This window comes from Acidovorax sp. GW821-FHT11A03 (assembly GCF_058809075.1).
In genome coordinates, this window is the sequence record NZ_JBXASG010000001.1 from 613,930 (window position 1) to 628,386 (window position 14,457).

The following is a 14,457-nucleotide window of genomic DNA, read 5'->3' on the forward strand; positions in this document are numbered from 1 at the left end:
TTGGAAGTACGTGAGCGAGTGAGTGAATGGGGCTGGGCAGGCCGCTCAATGCGGCCAGCTTTTAGAAAGCCACCTTCACCCCTACCGTCACGTTGCGCCCCATCAGCGGCGCTGCGTTTTTGATGAAGCTGGTGTGTGCATACGCCAGGCGGTCCGTCAGGTTGTTCGCCTTCAGATACACCTGCCACGGCGTGCCGCTGCTGAACTGGCCGTTGTAGCTCACCCCGAGGTTCAGCATGCCGTAGCCCGGCGTCGCGGTTTCGAACTCCGCCACGCGGTTCTGGCGGGCCACCTGCACCCATTCGACCTGACCTTCCCAGGCTTGCCAGTTGCCGTCCAGGCGGATGCCCGCGCGCGTGGCGGGGATGCGGGGCAGCAGGCCGCCGCCGTCGTTGAGCCGGGCGCGCACGGTGTCGCCGAACAGGGTGATACCCAGGTTGCGGTTCAGGCGCTGGCGCACCTGGCCTTCGATGCCGGTGAAGGTGGCGTCGGCCTGGCTGTACTGCAGCAGTTGCAGCCCGTCCACCGCATCGAGCGTGCGGCCGTAGATGTAGTTGTTGATGCGGTTGCGGAAGATGCTCACGCCAAAAGTGGTGTCGCCGCTGGTCTTCCTCAGGCTCACATCGATGTTCTGCGAGATCTCGGAGCGCAGGTCGGCGTTGCCGCGCTCATAGGTGCTGGTGGCCATGTGCAGGCCCTGGGCGTACAGCTCTTCGGCCGACGGCGCGCGGCTGGCGCGGGTGAACGAGGTGCCTACCTGGTAGCCGGGCGTGAATTTCCACACCGCGCCCAGCGATGCCGACGTGCCGTTGTGGCTGCGCTCGATGCCGCTGGCCTGGGCCTCGGCGGTCTGGCGGTCGTGGCGCAGGGCGGCTTCGAAGCGCCAGTCGCCCACGCGGTATTCCTCCAGCGCGAAGAAACCCAGCTTGCGGGTGACCGTGGGCTGCACATAGGCCTCTTCGCCCTCGGCGCTGAACTTGCGCTGCGAGGTCTGCAGGCCGATCAAACCTTTGAAGCCGGCGATGGGCTCGTGCTGCAGCTCGATGCGGGTGTCGTAGGCCTTGTTCTTGAAGGTGGTGCTGATGGCGCCGTCCTCGACCTCGTCGTGCACATAGTCGGTGACGCCGGCGCGCAGGCGCAGGGCCGAGAAGCCGGCGAAGGGGTTGCGCAGCTCGCCCCGGATGTCGAAGCGCTCGCTGCGCAGGTCCACCACGGGCACGTCGCCATGCTCTTCGGCGCCGTGGTCGTGGCCGTCTTCCCCTTCACCCGCGTGGGCGCCGCAGTGCAGGTGGTCGCCATGGGTGTGGCAGCCCTCGAAGCTGTGGTTGTGGCCCGGCAGGCCGTACTTGGCGCTCTGGCGCGTGTAGGCGGCGCCCAGGTAGCCCTGCTCACCCACCCACGACAGGCCGACGCTGCCGGTGTTCGTGCGGTTGAAGCTGCCCAGCACCTTGCGGGCGGGCTCGCCCTCGGGGGCCCAGCCCTTGCCCACGCGGTAGTCGCCCGCGTCGCGCGCCACGCCTTCCACGTGCACGGCCAGGTTGCCCGCGCCGCCGGTCAGCGAGAAGGCCCCCGCCCCTTCGCCCGCGCCGGTGTTGGCGCGCAGCTCGGCGCTGCCTTCGTAGCCCTTTGGCGGGATGGCGGTGGGGATCTTGCCGTCCAGCACGTTGACCACGCCGCCCACGGCGCCGTTGCCGTAGACCAGGGCCGAGGGGCCGCGCAGCACCTCGATCTGCGTGGCGAGCAAGGGCTCGGAGACCACGGCGTGGTCGGGGCTGATGGTGGAGGCGTCGTGCAGCTCGGCGCCGTCGCTCAGCACCTTGACGCGCGGGCCGTCCATGCCGCGGATGATGGGGCGGCTGGCACCGGCGCCGAAGTGGCTGCTGGTGATGCCGGGTTCGCTGTTGAGCGTCTCGCCCAGCGTGGCCTCGCGGCGGCGCACGAGCTCGTCGCCCTCCAGCACGGTGACGGGCGTGGTCATGTCGCTGGCGCCCAGTTGCAGGCCGCTGGCCGACACGGTGACGGACGGCAGGCTGGGCGCTGCCTCGGTGGCGGGGCCGGCGGCGGCGGGCGCGGCCTGCGCGTGGGCGCTGCCCGCGCTCGACAGCGCCAGCATGGCGGCCAGGGCCACGGGGTGGAGGGCTGGACGGGCGCGCCGCGCTGGCGCGCAAGGGGCAAAGGAGGTGTGGATCATGGTGATGCTTGCAACAGGGGGCGCGCCGCGCCGGCCAGGCCAGGCGTGCAGCGCGCGGCTTCACGCCACGGGGCGGGAAGCCATGAATAAAAAATGCCTCCAGCGCTTGATGGTCAAGCGCTGGCAGCTATGAAATCAGGAGTTTTGATGTAAACGAAGCACGGGGTGCGCCGTGGGGGAACCTGCTCCGGCGGCGTTCGCGGCCCTGCGGCAGAGGCGGGGGCGGCCGGCGCGTGGAAAAGGCCCGGGGCGTGGTGCTTCAGGCCCGGCCGGGCGGGCCGCGCGCCTGGAACAGCGCGACATGCGCGACGGCGACGCGCCCCGCGGGGTCGGCGGACGGTGCCTGCGCGGGCACCGCATGGGGCAGCGCCAGGGGGGCGCTGTGCAGGGCATCGCCCAGCGCGAGCTGGTCGAGCACGAGGCAATCGACGGGAGCGTGGTGGCCCAGGAGCAGCGGCAGCAGCAGGCCGTGGCCGTGCCCGTCGCCGCTCGCCGAAGCGGCGGCCCCTGGTGCAATGGACGCCGCGGATGCGGCGGAAGACAGCGCCTGCCCCGCATGCACCCGGTCCAGCGCGCCGCCGTGCACCACCTGGTGCAGGCGCCCGAGCGTGGGCACGGCCACCAGGGCCAGCAGCAGCCAGGCCAGCGCCAGCCGCACCACCTGCGACGGCAGGCGGTGGCTCCCCCGCCCTTGCCCGCGCGCACCCTGCCCCGCGCCGCGCAGGGCATGCGGCCGCGTGGCTGGTCGGGGGCGGAAGGTGGAGGTCACGGTAAAAAAAATAGGGGGCGGGGGCGGCGCGGACAGGCAAAGCGCCGGCAACCTGCGATTATTTCACCGGCACGGCCTCGACCACGCGGTAGTACAGGCCGTACTGGTCGTTGTGGAGCACGGTGAACCTGCCTTCGACCACCACGGGCTCCAGCGAATAGCGCACGGGCGTCTTGGCCTTGACCTCGACCATGCTCTCGGGCCCGCCGGGCAGGCAGAACGAGCAGGTCAGCGGCACCGAGGTGAGCAGGAAGTGCGTCTGCGTGGCCTTGGCGTCCAGCGGCATCATGAAGCCCTGGATGCGCTGCGTGGTCTTGTCCATGCCCTTTTGCGCGTCGTTGAACACGGGCAGGATGCCGTCCTTGGTCGTTTTCTTGGTCAGGTCGGTCAGCACCGACCAGGGGACCACGTCATTGCGCTGCGGCAGCGGCGCGATGGGACTGTTCGGGCTGTGGTAGCCCGCACCGGAGCCCGACGGCACACCCGCCACCGGCGCACCCCCAGCCCCCGCCGGCAAGGGCGAACTGAGCGCAGGCGCCGCGGAAGGCTGGCCCTGTGCCAGGGCGGTGCCGGAGATGCCGACACCCAACGCCAGCGCCAAAGGCAGAGCGACAGAGCGCCCGGGCACAAACCGAGGCAACAAACGATGGTGCATAAAAATCCCCTTCCGTGAACGCCCCGTGCGCACAGGGCCAACTGTTCCATGACCGCATCAACGCCGTCGAGGAACCACTTGACTCCACCCGACCTTATTTGCGGCTGCGCCCGACAAAACCGGCGCGCCCCCATGCCAGTGCCCCCGTGGAACCGGCTCCGCCGGGCCACCGGGGGCGTCCCCCCCTCAGGGGGGAAGGCGCGCAGCGCCTCAGGGGGGAGCTTTAGTGCATGTGGCGCATGCCGCAGTATTTGCCAATGCCCAGACCCTTGCACGCGGCCTGGAGTTCCTTCTGGCAGGTGTCGTGGCCCTTGCCGGCCTCCAGGCACTTGGCGGCGGCCTCGTGCGCGGCGGCCATGGCGCGGTGGCGCTCGGCATCGGCCTTGGTTTCCTTGTCGGAATGCGCGCCCTGGGCATGCGCCAGCGCGCCCGCCAGCAGCAGGGGCGCCAGGGCCAGGGCGGTGAAGAGCTTCTTCATGGTGAACCTTTCGAATCGGTGGGTCGGAAATGGAAATTCAGGGTTGGCTCAGCAGGTCCGCGACCTCGGTGCGGTAGGCCTGCATCGCTGGCAGCAACGCCGCCAGGGCCGCCACGCCGGCGGCCAGCAGCGGCACGCCGGCCTCCGCGGGCAGCCACACCAGGCCGCTGACGGGCAGCAGGCCCTGTGCCTGCAGTGCCCAGCCCAGCGCGTGGGCCAGGCCGTGGCCCAGCAGCAGGCCCAGGGCGCAGGCCATGGCGGCCAGCCACAGGGCCTCCCACAGCACCAGCCCGGCCACGCGGCCCGGCGGCGCGCCCAGCATGCGCAGCATGGCCAGGTCGGCGCGGCGTTCGCGCACCGCGTTCCACAGCGCGATGAACACGCTGAGGGCCGCCACGGCCAGCAGCACGCCGCCAAAGGCGCGCAGCACATCGGCACCCACGCCCAGCAGGCGCAGCAGTCGCGTGACCTCGATGGCGGGCGCGGCCGCCTGCATGCCCGTGTCGGCATTGATCCGGCGCGGCAGCGTGACGGCGGCGAGCGGCGTGCGGTAGCGCACCAGGGCCACGGTGACCTCGCGGTCGTCCTTCAGCAGTTCCAGGTCCTCGTCATCGGTGGCCATGGCGCTCTCGTGCACCATCCAGACGGATTCGGTGCTGGTGAGGATGAGCCGGTCGAGCACGCAGCCGCAAGGCGCCAGCACACCGCTCACGCGGTAGGGGTGGTCGCCGTGCGCGTGCCCTCCCCCGCCCAGCCCGTGGCTGCCCACAAAGGTGGCGCCCACCAGCGGCGCACCGCCATGGCCGGCCCTGGCAATGCCGCGCACCACGGTGGCGCCCAGCACCGCATCCATGGGCTGGCGCCACAGCGCGCCTTCGGCCAGCGCGGCCTCGTAGTGCGCCACGTAGTCGGGCGTGGTGCCCACAATGCGAAAACCCTGGTAGCTGTCGCCCAGGCTGAGCGGGATGACCTGCGCCACCAGCGGGTTCTTCTGCAGCGCCTGCACCTCCTGCAGCGGAATGTTGCCCGTGGGCACGTCGATGTGGAACACCCCCGCCAGGATGAGCTGCAGCGGGCTGCCCTTGGCGCCCACCACGAGGTCGATGCCCGCGAGGTCGCGCTCGAACGCCTTGTCCAGCTGCGTGGCCACCAGCAGCACCAGCGTGATGGCCGCCAGGCCCAGCGTGAGCACCAGCAGGTTGAGCACGGCCGCCAGGGGGCGCGACCACAGGTAGCGCCAGGACAGGCGGGCCAGCTTGATTGCTACTGAATTCATAGCTTTTCGCGCTTGTCCTGCAAGCGCCCGGGGCCAATTTCGTTCAAATCCAGCATCTGCGCGCTGGCCAGGGCCTGCACCACGCGCTGGTCGTGCGTGGCAATCACCAGGCTGGCATCGCAGGCGGCGGCGCTTTGCCGCAGCAAGTCCAGCGCATCGGCGGCGGCCTCGTCGTCCAGGCTGGCCGTGGGCTCGTCGGCCAGCAGCAGCTCGGGCGACAGCAGCACGGCCCGCGCCAGCGCGACGCGCTGCGCCTGCCCGCCCGAGAGCTGGTGCGGCCGGCGCGTGGCGAGTTCGGCCACGCCCACCTGCGCCAAGGCACGGGTGATGGCGGCATCGTCGCGCGGCAGCCCGGCGGCAAAGTAGACCAGCGCCAGGTTGTCGGCCACCGTGAGCGCGCTGGAGAGGTACAGCTTCTGCGGCAAAAAGCCGATGCTGCGCGCGCGCCAGGCGTCAATCTCGGCGCCCCGCTGCGTGCCCAGCTGGGTGCCCGCCACGAACAGATCGCCGCCGCTGGCACCCCGCAGGCCGGCGATGAGCGACAGCCAGGTGGACTTGCCGGTGCCCGAGCGCCCCCGCAGCAGCAGCGTGCCGCCCTGGCGCAGGTCCACATCGGGGAAGCGCAGCGGCGCGTCGCCGCCTGGGTAGGCATAGGAAAGGCCCCGGGTGCGGATCATGCGGCGGCGCCCTCGGCAGGGTGCGCGCAGCCCGCGCAGCGGCCGCGCACCGCGATGTCCACCGCCAGGCTCTCATGCCCCGCCGTGGCCAGTGCCTGCAGCACCTGCCTGAGCGCGGTCCGCACCTTGGCCGAGCCCTGCGACAGGCGGAACTGGCGGTGGCAGTCATCGCATTCAAAGCGCGGCGCCGCGCCGTCGTCGCCCTGCGGCGCGAGCGCGTAGCGCGTGACGCGGGCGGCATCCACCTGCTTGTGCAGCAGGCCCGCGGCGGCAAACCGGTCGAGCATGCGGTAGACGGTGACCTTGTTGACGGGGGCGCCAGCGCCAGCCAGCGCGGCTTCCACCTCTGCCTCGGACAACGCAGCCTCGGGGCGCGCCGCGTACAGCGCCGCCAGTGCCCGCGTGGCACGGGTGGCGCGCATGCCGGCGGGCAAGGTCCAGGTGGCGGCGGGCACTGTGGCGGGGGAGCGGCGGGGTGTGGGCATGGCGGGTGCGGGGCGGCGGCGCCTGTAACGCAATCAGCTTGCATTATGCAGGCAGCCGGCACCCCGCGGCGGCAATCACCGCCCGCTGGCACGGGCCATCCCGCCTCTTCAGTGCCTTCTGGCCGCCGCGCCAGCACCGTCCCGGGGCGCGAGGCCTCAGGACCAGAGGCGGTAAAGCCAGTAGCTTTCGTCCTCGGCCTGCACGCGCCGGGCCAGCTCGGAGGGGCTTTGTCCCGTGACGCGCTGCGTCTCGCGGCACAGGTGGGCCTGGTCGGCATAGCCCGCGCCCAGCGCCACGTCGTGCCAGCGTGGCGCGTGCCCCGACTGTTCGCTCTCCAGCCGGGCCCGCGTGAGCGCGGTTTCCGCCCGCGACAGCCAGCCAAGGCGCCGCAGCGACTGGCCGGCCCAGGTCCGCACGTGGCGCTCCAGGCTGCGCAGGCTGCCCCCCAGGCCCCGGGCGGCAGCGTGGGCCTGCAATTCGCGCATCCAGCGCACGGCCGCGGCGGCGCCCGCCGCAGGGGCCTCGGCATGCGCAGGTTCCTGGCTGGCCACGAAGTCCTCCAGCAGCGCCATCCGCTGCGCATCGCTGGCGGCCGCGCGCACGCCGTCGCACAGCGCGAGCCAGGCGGGCGACAGAACGTCCTGCACGGGCAGCAGTCCGTCTACCAGGGTGCTGATGTCCAGGCCCGTGAGCCGGTGGAATGCCTGCGGATGGAAGACCACGCCAAAGGTGCGCACCGGGCCGGGGTTGCGGGTCACCAGCGGCCGGGTCTGGGGCCCCAGCAGCAGCGTGGCCGGCAGCGCCCGCACCGCCTGCTGGCCGGGGCCGAGCTGCTCGGAGCTGCCCTCCAGGTACCAGGCGATGCCGCAGTACACCGAGGCCGGATAGCGGTTGAGCTGTGGGCCTTGCGCCGTGCCGTGCGCCCGGCGCGTGGTGTCCTTGGTGATGTACGCGCGGATGCACCCCGCCAGCGGCGCAGGCGGCAGGACCACGGTGGCAAAAGGGAGCTGGAACCGGATTCGCACAGGCACGCATCGTAAACAGGTCCGCCCCGGATCCCAACGCTGGACCACCAGGCGCCAGGCCTGCGGCACGCCGCGCCTGGCGAAAACGTTCAAGACGGCACCGCCGGTGCGCGCCAGAATCACCCGCACCATGACACCCACGACCCGCTCCGCCGCACCTGCCCCCTCCACCCCGCAGCAGCCGCTGCTGGCATCGGCGCGGCCCAGCCATACCGCCCTGCTGTGCGGCATCGCACGCGCCCGGCACCAGTTGATCGAGGGCGGCGAGATCTTCGCCGACCCGCTGGCGCTGGACATCCTGGGCCCCGCCGGGGCCGCGCAGGTGCGGCAGGCGCTTGAGGGCGATGGCCCCCAAGGCCTTGCGAGGGACGCGGGGAGCTTTTCGCAGGCCATGCGCGGCGCGCTGGCAGTGCGCAGCCGCATTGCCGAGGACACGCTGCGCGAGGCCGTGGCCGCCGGGGCCACCCAGTACGTGGTGCTGGGCGCGGGCCTGGACACCTTTGCCTTGCGCGGTGAATGGCCGCGCGGCCTGGCGCGCGTGTTCGAGGTGGACCACCCGTCCACCCAGGCATGGAAGCGGGGCCTGGCCGCTTCGGCGGGCTTGCGCATGCCTCCGGGGGCTGCCTATGTGCCGGTGGACTTCGAGCGCCAGGATTTCATGGAGCAGCTGGCGGCTCAGGGCCTGGACGCGGGCCAGCGCACGGTGTTCTCCTGGCTGGGCGTGACGATGTACCTCGCCCCCTCGGCCGTGCAGGCCACGCTCGCGCGCATCGGTGCCGGGGCGGCGCCGGGGAGCGTGCTGGTGTTTGACTACGTGCGCCGCCCGGGGGCGCTGCAATGGGGCCGCAAGCTGGCGCTGGGCCTGATGGCGCGGCGTTTCGGCCGCATGGGCGAACCCTGGCGGTGTTTCCTGCGCGATGCCGAGCTGCGGGCCCTGCTGGCGGGCCATGGCTTCGAGCCCGCCGAGTTCATCACGCCCGCCATGATCCGCAGCACGCTGCTGGCCCACCGGCCCAGCACGCGGCGCCAGCGGGTGCTGGGCGGGCTGCTGGGTGGCGTCGTGCGGGTGCGTGTGGGTGCGCGGGCCCCCGCGGCGGCCCGGTGACCACCGCCGCGGCCTGCGTCACCGCCGCTCCGTCACGCCGGCTTGAGATAGCGGGCGAAGGTCTTGCGGAACTTGTCCACCTTGGGGCCCACCACGAAGGCGCAGTAGCCCTGGTTCGGGTTGTTCGCGAAGTAGTCCTGGTGGTAGGCCTCGGCCGCGCTGTAGTTGGCCAGCGGCTTCACCTCGGTGGTGATGGGCGCGCCGAACAGCTTGTCCTGCGACATCTGGCGGATCATGCCGTGGGCGATGTCGCCGTGCGCGGGGTTGTCGTAGTAGATGCCGCTGCGGTACTGCGTGCCCACGTCGTTGCCCTGGCGGTTGAGGGTGGTCGGGTCGTGGGTATGGAAGAAGATCTCCAGGATCTCCTCCAGGCTGATCTCGTCGGCGTCGAACGTCAGGCGCACCACCTCGGCATGCCCGGTGTCGCCCCGGCAGATCTGCTCGTAGCTGGGGTTCAGCGTGTGGCCGTTGGTATAGCCGCTCTCCACGTCGGTGATGCCCCGCACGCGGTCGAACACGGCCTCGGTGCACCAGAAGCAGCCGCCGCCCAGAGTGATGGTTTGCAAGGTCATGGTGGTCCTTTGGTTGTGCTTTGCGATTATGAATTGACGCTCCGGCAGGTGCTTGCTACATTACTAACCGGTCAGTCATTAACAGAATTTCCCTTGTCCCCCACGCCCAACCCCTCTTCCGCCCCCCCGGGCACCAAGCGCGAGCGCCGCAAGGAAGCCCGTCCTGGCGAGCTGCTGGAAGCGGCGCTGGACCTTTTTGTCGAGAAGGGCTTCGCCGCGACCCGTGTGGATGAGGTGGCGGCGCGTGCCGGGGTTTCCAAGGGCACGCTGTTCCTGTATTTCCCCAGCAAGGAAGAACTCTTCAAGGCCGTGGTGCGGCACAACATCGCCGGCCGCTTCGAGGAGTGGACGCAGGAGCTGGAGACCTTCGAAGGCACCACCGCCGAGCTGCTGCGCTATTGCTACGAGGTGTGGTGGGAGCGTATCGGCTCCACCAAGGCCTCGGGCATCACCAAGCTGATGTTCAGCGAAGCCCAGAACTTCCCCGAGATCATGCAGTTCTACCAGCAGGAAGTGATCCAGCCGGGCCAGGGGCTGATCCGCCGCATCATCCAGCGCGGCATCGAGCGCGGCGAGTTCCGGCCGGTGGCGCTCGACTACATCGTGCACGTGGTGCTGGCCCCCATGATCTTCCTGATGATGTGGAAACACTCGCTGGCGGTCTGCATCCCCGACGGCCTGGGCCTGCAGCCCGAGCTGTTCATCCAGGCGCAGATCGACAACGTGCTGCATGGGCTGCTCGTGCGGCCCGATGCCCCCCCGTGCGCCCCTCCCTCCTCCTCCCCTTCTTCTTCTCCGCCCGTGCGCGGCGCCTGACCATGAAACGCTGGATTCCCTGGGTGGCGGCAGCCATCGTCGTTGTGTTGCTGGGCGGCGGCGCGTGGCGCGCCATGGCGGCCCGCCAGGCGCAGCAGAAGGCGCTGAGCGAGGCCAGCGCCCAGAAGGCGCAGGCGCCGCTGCAGCTGGCCGCGGACGAGATCGTCACCGTGCGGCGCCAGAGCCTCACGCTGGAAGTGCCGGTGTCGGGTTCGCTGCGGGCGGTCGAGTCGGCCATGGTCAAGGCCCGCGTGGGCGGGGAACTGCAGGGCCTCATCCTGCGCGAGGGCGACAGCGTCAGGGCCGGCCAGGAAATCGCCCGCATCGACCCCACCGAAGCCCGCGCACGGCTGCGCCAGGCGCAGCAGCAGGCCGATGCCGCCAAGTCCCAGGTGGACATCAACCAGCGGCAATACGCCAACAACCGCGCGCTGGTGGACCAGGGTTTCATTTCGCCCACGGCGCTGGTCACCTCGCAGGCCAGCCTGGAGGCGGCGCAGTCGAGCCACCAGGCCGCCGTCTCGGCCGCCGACGTGGCGCGCAAGGCGCTCGACGACACCGTGCTCAAGAGCCCGATCACCGGGCTGGTGGCCCAGCGCCTGGCCCAGCCCGGCGAGCGCGTGGCCGTGGACGCCCGCATCATCGAGGTGGTGGACCTCTCCCGCCTGGAGCTGGAGGCGCTGCTGAGCCCCGCCGATTCGCTGGCCGTGCGCGTGGGCCAGAAGGCCCTGCTCACCATGGAAGGCTCGGCCGTGCCCGTGCCCGCCACCGTGGCGCGCATCAACCCCAGCGCACAGGCCGGCAGCCGCACGGTGCCCGTCTACCTGCGGGTGGAGCAGGCCCGGGGCGAAACGCCGCTGCGCCAGGGCCTGTTCGTGCAGGGCACGCTCGACACCGGCCGCGCCGAGGTGCTGGCCGTGCCGCTGGATGCCGTGCGCACCGACAAGCCAGCGCCCTACCTGCAGACGCTCAAGGACGGCCGCGTGGCCTACGTGGAGGTCAAGACCGGTGCGCGGTCGGTGCTGAGCGGCCAGACCTGGGTCGCCATCGAGGGCGTGGCCGAGGGCACGCCCGTGATCGCCGGCCGCATCGGACAGCTGCGCGAGGGCACCGCCGTGGCGGCTGCCGCGCCCGCCGCCCCGGCCTCCGTGCCCCGCACCGCCCCCTGACCGCGCCGCACCGCCATGTGGTTCACCAAAGTCAGCCTCAAGAACCCCGTGTTCGCCACCATGGTGATGCTCGCCATCGTGGTGCTGGGCCTGTTCTCGTACCAGCGCCTGAAGGTCGATCAATTCCCCAACATCGACTTCCCGGTGGTGGTGGTCACCGTGGACTATCCCGGTGCGTCGCCGGAAATCGTCGAAAGCGAAGTCACCAAGAAGATCGAGGAAGGCGTCAACTCGATCGCCGGCATCAACGCCCTCACCTCGCGCAGCTATGAGGGCACGGCCGTCGTCATCATCGAGTTCCAGCTGCACATCGACGGCCGCAAGGCCGCCGAGGACGTGCGCGAGAAGGTGGCCACCGTGCGCCCCCTGCTGCGCACCGAGGTCAAGGAGCCGCGCGTGCTGCGCTTCGACCCCGCCAGCCGGGCCGTGTGGTCGCTGGCCGTGCTGCCGGACGACACGGCGGGCGCCACGGCCCGCAGTGCCGTGGAGCTGACCACCTGGGCCGAGCAGACGCTGAAGAAGCGCCTGGAGAACGTGCGCGGCGTGGGCGCCGTGAACCTGGTGGGCGCCACCAAGCGCGAGATCAACATCTACCTGAACCCGCAGGCGCTCGAAGCCTTCGGCGTGACGCCCGACCAGGTGGCCAGCGCCGTGCGCAACGAGAACCAGGACCTGCCCGTGGGCTCCATCCGGTCCCTCGCGCAGGAGCGCGTGGTGCAGATCGACGCACGCATGCAGCGCCCCGAGGACTTCGGCAGGATCATCGTCGCCCGCAAGAACGGTGCGCCCGTCCGCCTGGACCAGGTGGCCCGCGTGAACGACGGCGCGCAGGAAGTCGAAAGTCTGGCCCTGTACAACGGCCAGCGCACGCTGCTGCTGTCGGTGCAGAAGTCGCAGGGCGAGAACACCATCGAGGTAGTGGACGGCCTGACCGCCGCCGTGGCCGAACTCAAGAGCCAGTTGCCGCCCGGCGTGCGGCTGGAGACCATCGGCGACAGCGCCCGCCCCATCCGCGTGGCGGTGAACAACGTGCGCCAGACGCTGATCGAGGGCGCCATCCTCACGGTGCTCATCGTCTTCCTGTTCCTGAACTCCTGGCGCTCCACGGTGATCACGGGCCTCACCTTGCCCATCGCGCTGATCGGCACGTTCCTGTTCATGAACATGTTCGGCTTCACCATCAACATGATCACGCTGATGGCGCTGAGCCTGTGCGTGGGCCTGCTGATCGACGATGCCATCGTGGTGCGCGAGAACATCGTGCGCCACGTGCAGATGGGCAAGGGCGCTTACGACGCGGCGATGGACGGCACTCAGGAGATCGGCCTGGCGGTGCTGGCCACCACGCTGTCCATCGTGGCGGTGTTCATGCCCATCGGCTTCATGGGCGGCATCATCGGCAAGTTCTTTCACGAGTTCGGCATCACCATCGTCGCGGCGGTGATGATCTCGATGTTCGTGAGCTTCACGCTCGACCCCATGCTGTCGAGCATCTGGCACGACCCGAGCATCCACGCCCACGGGCAGCGCACCGAGCCGGTCACGTTCTACGACAAGACCATCGGCCGCGTCACGGGCTGGTTCGACCGGGCCACCGATGCGCTGGCCGAAGGCTACCAGCGCATCCTGCGCTGGTCGCTGGTGCACAAGCTGGCCACCATGGGCATTGCGCTGGCCATCTTCGTGCTGAGCATCTTCATGGTGCCGCTGCTGGGCACCGAGTTCGTGCCCAAGGCCGACTTCTCCGAAACCACCGTCAATTTCTACACGCCGGTGGGCTCCTCGCTGGAAGCGACCGAGGCCAAGGCCCGGCAGGTGGAAGGCATCCTGCGCGAGATGCCGGAAGTGCGCTACACCCTGGCCACCATCAACACCGGCAGCGCGCAAGGCAAGATGTACGCCAATCTGTACGTGCGCCTGGTGGACCGCAAGGACCGCAGCCGCAGCGTGGACCAGATGTCGGACGTGCTGCGCGAGCGCCTGAAGCAGGTGCCCGGCATCACGGTGACCCACGTGGGCCTGCTCGATGCCGTGGGCGGCCAGAAGCAGGTGGAGTTCTCGCTGCAGGGCCCCGACCTGCAGGAGCTGGAGCGCCTGACCAGGATCGTCACGGACAAGATCCGCGACATCCCGGGCCTGGTGGACCTGGACACCAGCGCCAAGCCCGACAAGCCGGTGATCGCCCTCGATGTGCGCCGCGAGGCCGCCTCCGACCTCGGCCTGGCCGTGGCCCCCATGGCCGCATCGCTGCGCACCTTGGTGGCAGGCACCACGGTGGGCAACTGGCGTGCTCCGGACGACCAGACGTATGACGTGAATGTGCGCCTGGCCCCCGAGGCCCGCACCGCCCCGGCCGACCTGGAGCGCCTGCCCTTCGCTCTGACGGCCGCCGACGGAACCACGCGCATCGTGCGCCTGAACCAGGTGGCCCGCGTGACCGAATCCACCGGCGCCAACCAGATCAACCGGCGCGACCTGACCCGCGAGGTGGCCGTGAACGCCAACGTGGCCCAGCGCTCGGCCGGCGAGGTGTCCAACGACATCAAGAAGGCGCTCGAGAGCGTGAGCTTCCCGCCCGGCTACCGCTACCAGTTCGGCGGCTCCACCAAGAACATGGCCGAGTCCTTCGGCTATGCCATCTCGGCCCTGGCCATGGCCATCATCTTCATCTACATGATCCTGGCGAGCCAGTTCAAGAGCTTTTTGCAGCCGCTGGCGCTCATGACCTCGCTGCCGCTCACGCTCATCGGCGTGGTGCTGGCGCTCCTGATGTTCCGCTCCACGCTGTCGATGTTCTCCATCATCGGCGTGGTGATGCTGATGGGCCTCGTGACCAAGAACGCCATCCTGCTGGTGGACTTCGCGATCCGCGCCCGCGAGGAACACGTGAACGACGAAGGCCGCACCGTGCCCGGCCTGCCCCGCGCCGACGCCCTGCTGCTGGCCGCGCGCGTGCGGCTGCGCCCCATCCTCATGACCACGCTGGCCATGATCTTCGGCATGGTGCCGCTCGCGTTCGCGCTGTCCGAGGGTTCCGAGCAGCGCGCGCCCATGGGCCAGGCGGTGATCGGGGGGGTGATCACCTCCTCGCTGCTCACGCTGGTGGTGGTGCCGGTGGTGTATTGCTACATGGACGATCTGGCGCAATGGGCCCTTCGCCGCATGGGCCGCGGCCGCCCCCTGGCCGGGGCCTCTAAAATCGAGGGTTTGTCCTGACCCACGCCTCCCCTGGAGAAAT

The 14,457-nt window shown here is 70.4% G+C and carries 13 protein-coding genes; 4 read left to right on the plus strand and 9 right to left on the minus strand.

The genetic code is table 11. The annotated features are described in order from the left end of the window. Positions 1-61 precede the first annotated feature (61 nt). From AC1RVY_RS02830 to AC1RVY_RS02865, 8 genes are all read right to left on the minus strand, one after another. On the minus strand, positions 62-2,191 hold the full coding sequence (locus AC1RVY_RS02830; protein ID WP_492805214.1) for a TonB-dependent receptor domain-containing protein: 2,130 nt from the start codon (positions 2,189-2,191) through the stop codon (positions 62-64). Positions 2,192-2,450: 259 nt separating this feature from the next. Next, positions 2,451-2,960, minus strand: a complete 510-nt coding sequence (locus tag AC1RVY_RS02835; protein WP_492805215.1) for a hypothetical protein — start codon at positions 2,958-2,960, stop codon at positions 2,451-2,453. A 58-nt stretch (positions 2,961-3,018) separates the two neighbouring features. Then, positions 3,019-3,615, minus strand: coding sequence for a DUF3299 domain-containing protein (locus tag AC1RVY_RS02840; RefSeq protein WP_492805216.1), 597 nt, complete (start codon positions 3,613-3,615; stop codon positions 3,019-3,021). 223 nt (positions 3,616-3,838) lie between these two features. After that, positions 3,839-4,093, minus strand: coding sequence for a hypothetical protein (locus AC1RVY_RS02845; RefSeq protein ID WP_218295037.1), 255 nt, complete (start codon positions 4,091-4,093; stop codon positions 3,839-3,841). 37 nt (positions 4,094-4,130) lie between these two features. Beyond that, positions 4,131-5,369 (minus strand): ABC transporter permease, encoded by a 1,239-nt coding sequence (locus AC1RVY_RS02850; protein WP_492245946.1) that lies wholly within the window; start codon positions 5,367-5,369, stop codon positions 4,131-4,133. Continuing rightward, a complete protein-coding gene (locus tag AC1RVY_RS02855) occupies positions 5,366-6,046 on the minus strand; it encodes an ABC transporter ATP-binding protein (protein WP_218295039.1) in 681 nt (226 codons plus the stop codon). The genes AC1RVY_RS02850 and AC1RVY_RS02855 overlap by 4 nt, the downstream gene beginning before the upstream one ends. Further along, on the minus strand, positions 6,043-6,468 hold the full coding sequence (locus AC1RVY_RS02860; RefSeq protein ID WP_218295321.1) for a Fur family transcriptional regulator: 426 nt from the start codon (positions 6,466-6,468) through the stop codon (positions 6,043-6,045). Before AC1RVY_RS02860 ends, AC1RVY_RS02855 begins: the two co-directional genes overlap by 4 nt. A 219-nt stretch (positions 6,469-6,687) precedes the next feature. Next, positions 6,688-7,524 (minus strand): DUF6597 domain-containing transcriptional factor, encoded by an 837-nt coding sequence (locus tag AC1RVY_RS02865; RefSeq protein ID WP_492253199.1) that lies wholly within the window; start codon positions 7,522-7,524, stop codon positions 6,688-6,690. A gap of 163 nt (positions 7,525-7,687) precedes the next feature. Here AC1RVY_RS02865 and AC1RVY_RS02870 point away from each other — a divergent pair, with 163 nt between their 5' ends. Continuing rightward, entirely contained in the window at positions 7,688-8,662 is a 975-nt protein-coding gene (locus tag AC1RVY_RS02870) for a class I SAM-dependent methyltransferase (protein WP_218338601.1), read from the plus strand. Between the two features lie 32 nt (positions 8,663-8,694). On the opposite strand, the gene msrA is transcribed toward AC1RVY_RS02870, so the two are convergent. After that, positions 8,695-9,234 carry a peptide-methionine (S)-S-oxide reductase MsrA gene (gene msrA, locus AC1RVY_RS02875; RefSeq protein ID WP_218295042.1) on the minus strand — a complete coding sequence of 180 codons (540 nt, stop codon included), beginning with the start codon at positions 9,232-9,234 and terminating at the stop codon, positions 8,695-8,697. A gap of 93 nt (positions 9,235-9,327) precedes the next feature. Here msrA and AC1RVY_RS02880 point away from each other — a divergent pair, with 93 nt between their 5' ends. From AC1RVY_RS02880 to AC1RVY_RS02890, 3 genes are read left to right on the plus strand one after another with little or no spacing between them, the layout of a single operon-like run. Next, a complete protein-coding gene (locus tag AC1RVY_RS02880; RefSeq protein WP_218295043.1) occupies positions 9,328-10,050 on the plus strand; it encodes a TetR/AcrR family transcriptional regulator in 723 nt (240 codons plus the stop codon). 2 nt (positions 10,051-10,052) lie between these two features. After that, a complete protein-coding gene (locus AC1RVY_RS02885) occupies positions 10,053-11,219 on the plus strand; it encodes an efflux RND transporter periplasmic adaptor subunit (RefSeq protein ID WP_218295044.1) in 1,167 nt (388 codons plus the stop codon). Positions 11,220-11,234: 15 nt separating this feature from the next. Continuing rightward, complete coding sequence (locus AC1RVY_RS02890) at positions 11,235-14,435, plus strand: efflux RND transporter permease subunit (RefSeq protein WP_369642438.1); 3,201 nt, start codon at positions 11,235-11,237, stop codon at positions 14,433-14,435. Positions 14,436-14,457: the final 22 nt, after the last annotated feature.

Bases quoted from the DNA above. Each gene is read 5' to 3' on its own strand.
- AC1RVY_RS02855 (WP_218295039.1), bottom strand. From the start codon at position 6,046: ATGATCCGCACCCGGGGCCTTTCCTATGCCTACCCAGGCGGCGACGCG.
- AC1RVY_RS02860 (WP_218295321.1), bottom strand. From the start codon at position 6,468: ATGCGCGCCACCCGTGCCACGCGGGCACTGGCGGCGCTGTACGCGGCG.
- AC1RVY_RS02890 (WP_369642438.1), top strand. From the start codon at position 11,235: ATGTGGTTCACCAAAGTCAGCCTCAAGAACCCCGTGTTCGCCACCATG.
- AC1RVY_RS02840 (WP_492805216.1), bottom strand. From the start codon at position 3,615: ATGCACCATCGTTTGTTGCCTCGGTTTGTGCCCGGGCGCTCTGTCGCT.
- msrA (WP_218295042.1), bottom strand. From the start codon at position 9,234: ATGACCTTGCAAACCATCACTCTGGGCGGCGGCTGCTTCTGGTGCACC.
- AC1RVY_RS02885 (WP_218295044.1), top strand. From the start codon at position 10,053: ATGAAACGCTGGATTCCCTGGGTGGCGGCAGCCATCGTCGTTGTGTTG.
- AC1RVY_RS02830 (WP_492805214.1), bottom strand. From the start codon at position 2,191: ATGATCCACACCTCCTTTGCCCCTTGCGCGCCAGCGCGGCGCGCCCGT.
- AC1RVY_RS02850 (WP_492245946.1), bottom strand. From the start codon at position 5,369: ATGAATTCAGTAGCAATCAAGCTGGCCCGCCTGTCCTGGCGCTACCTG.
- AC1RVY_RS02870 (WP_218338601.1), top strand. From the start codon at position 7,688: ATGACACCCACGACCCGCTCCGCCGCACCTGCCCCCTCCACCCCGCAG.
- AC1RVY_RS02845 (WP_218295037.1), bottom strand. From the start codon at position 4,093: ATGAAGAAGCTCTTCACCGCCCTGGCCCTGGCGCCCCTGCTGCTGGCG.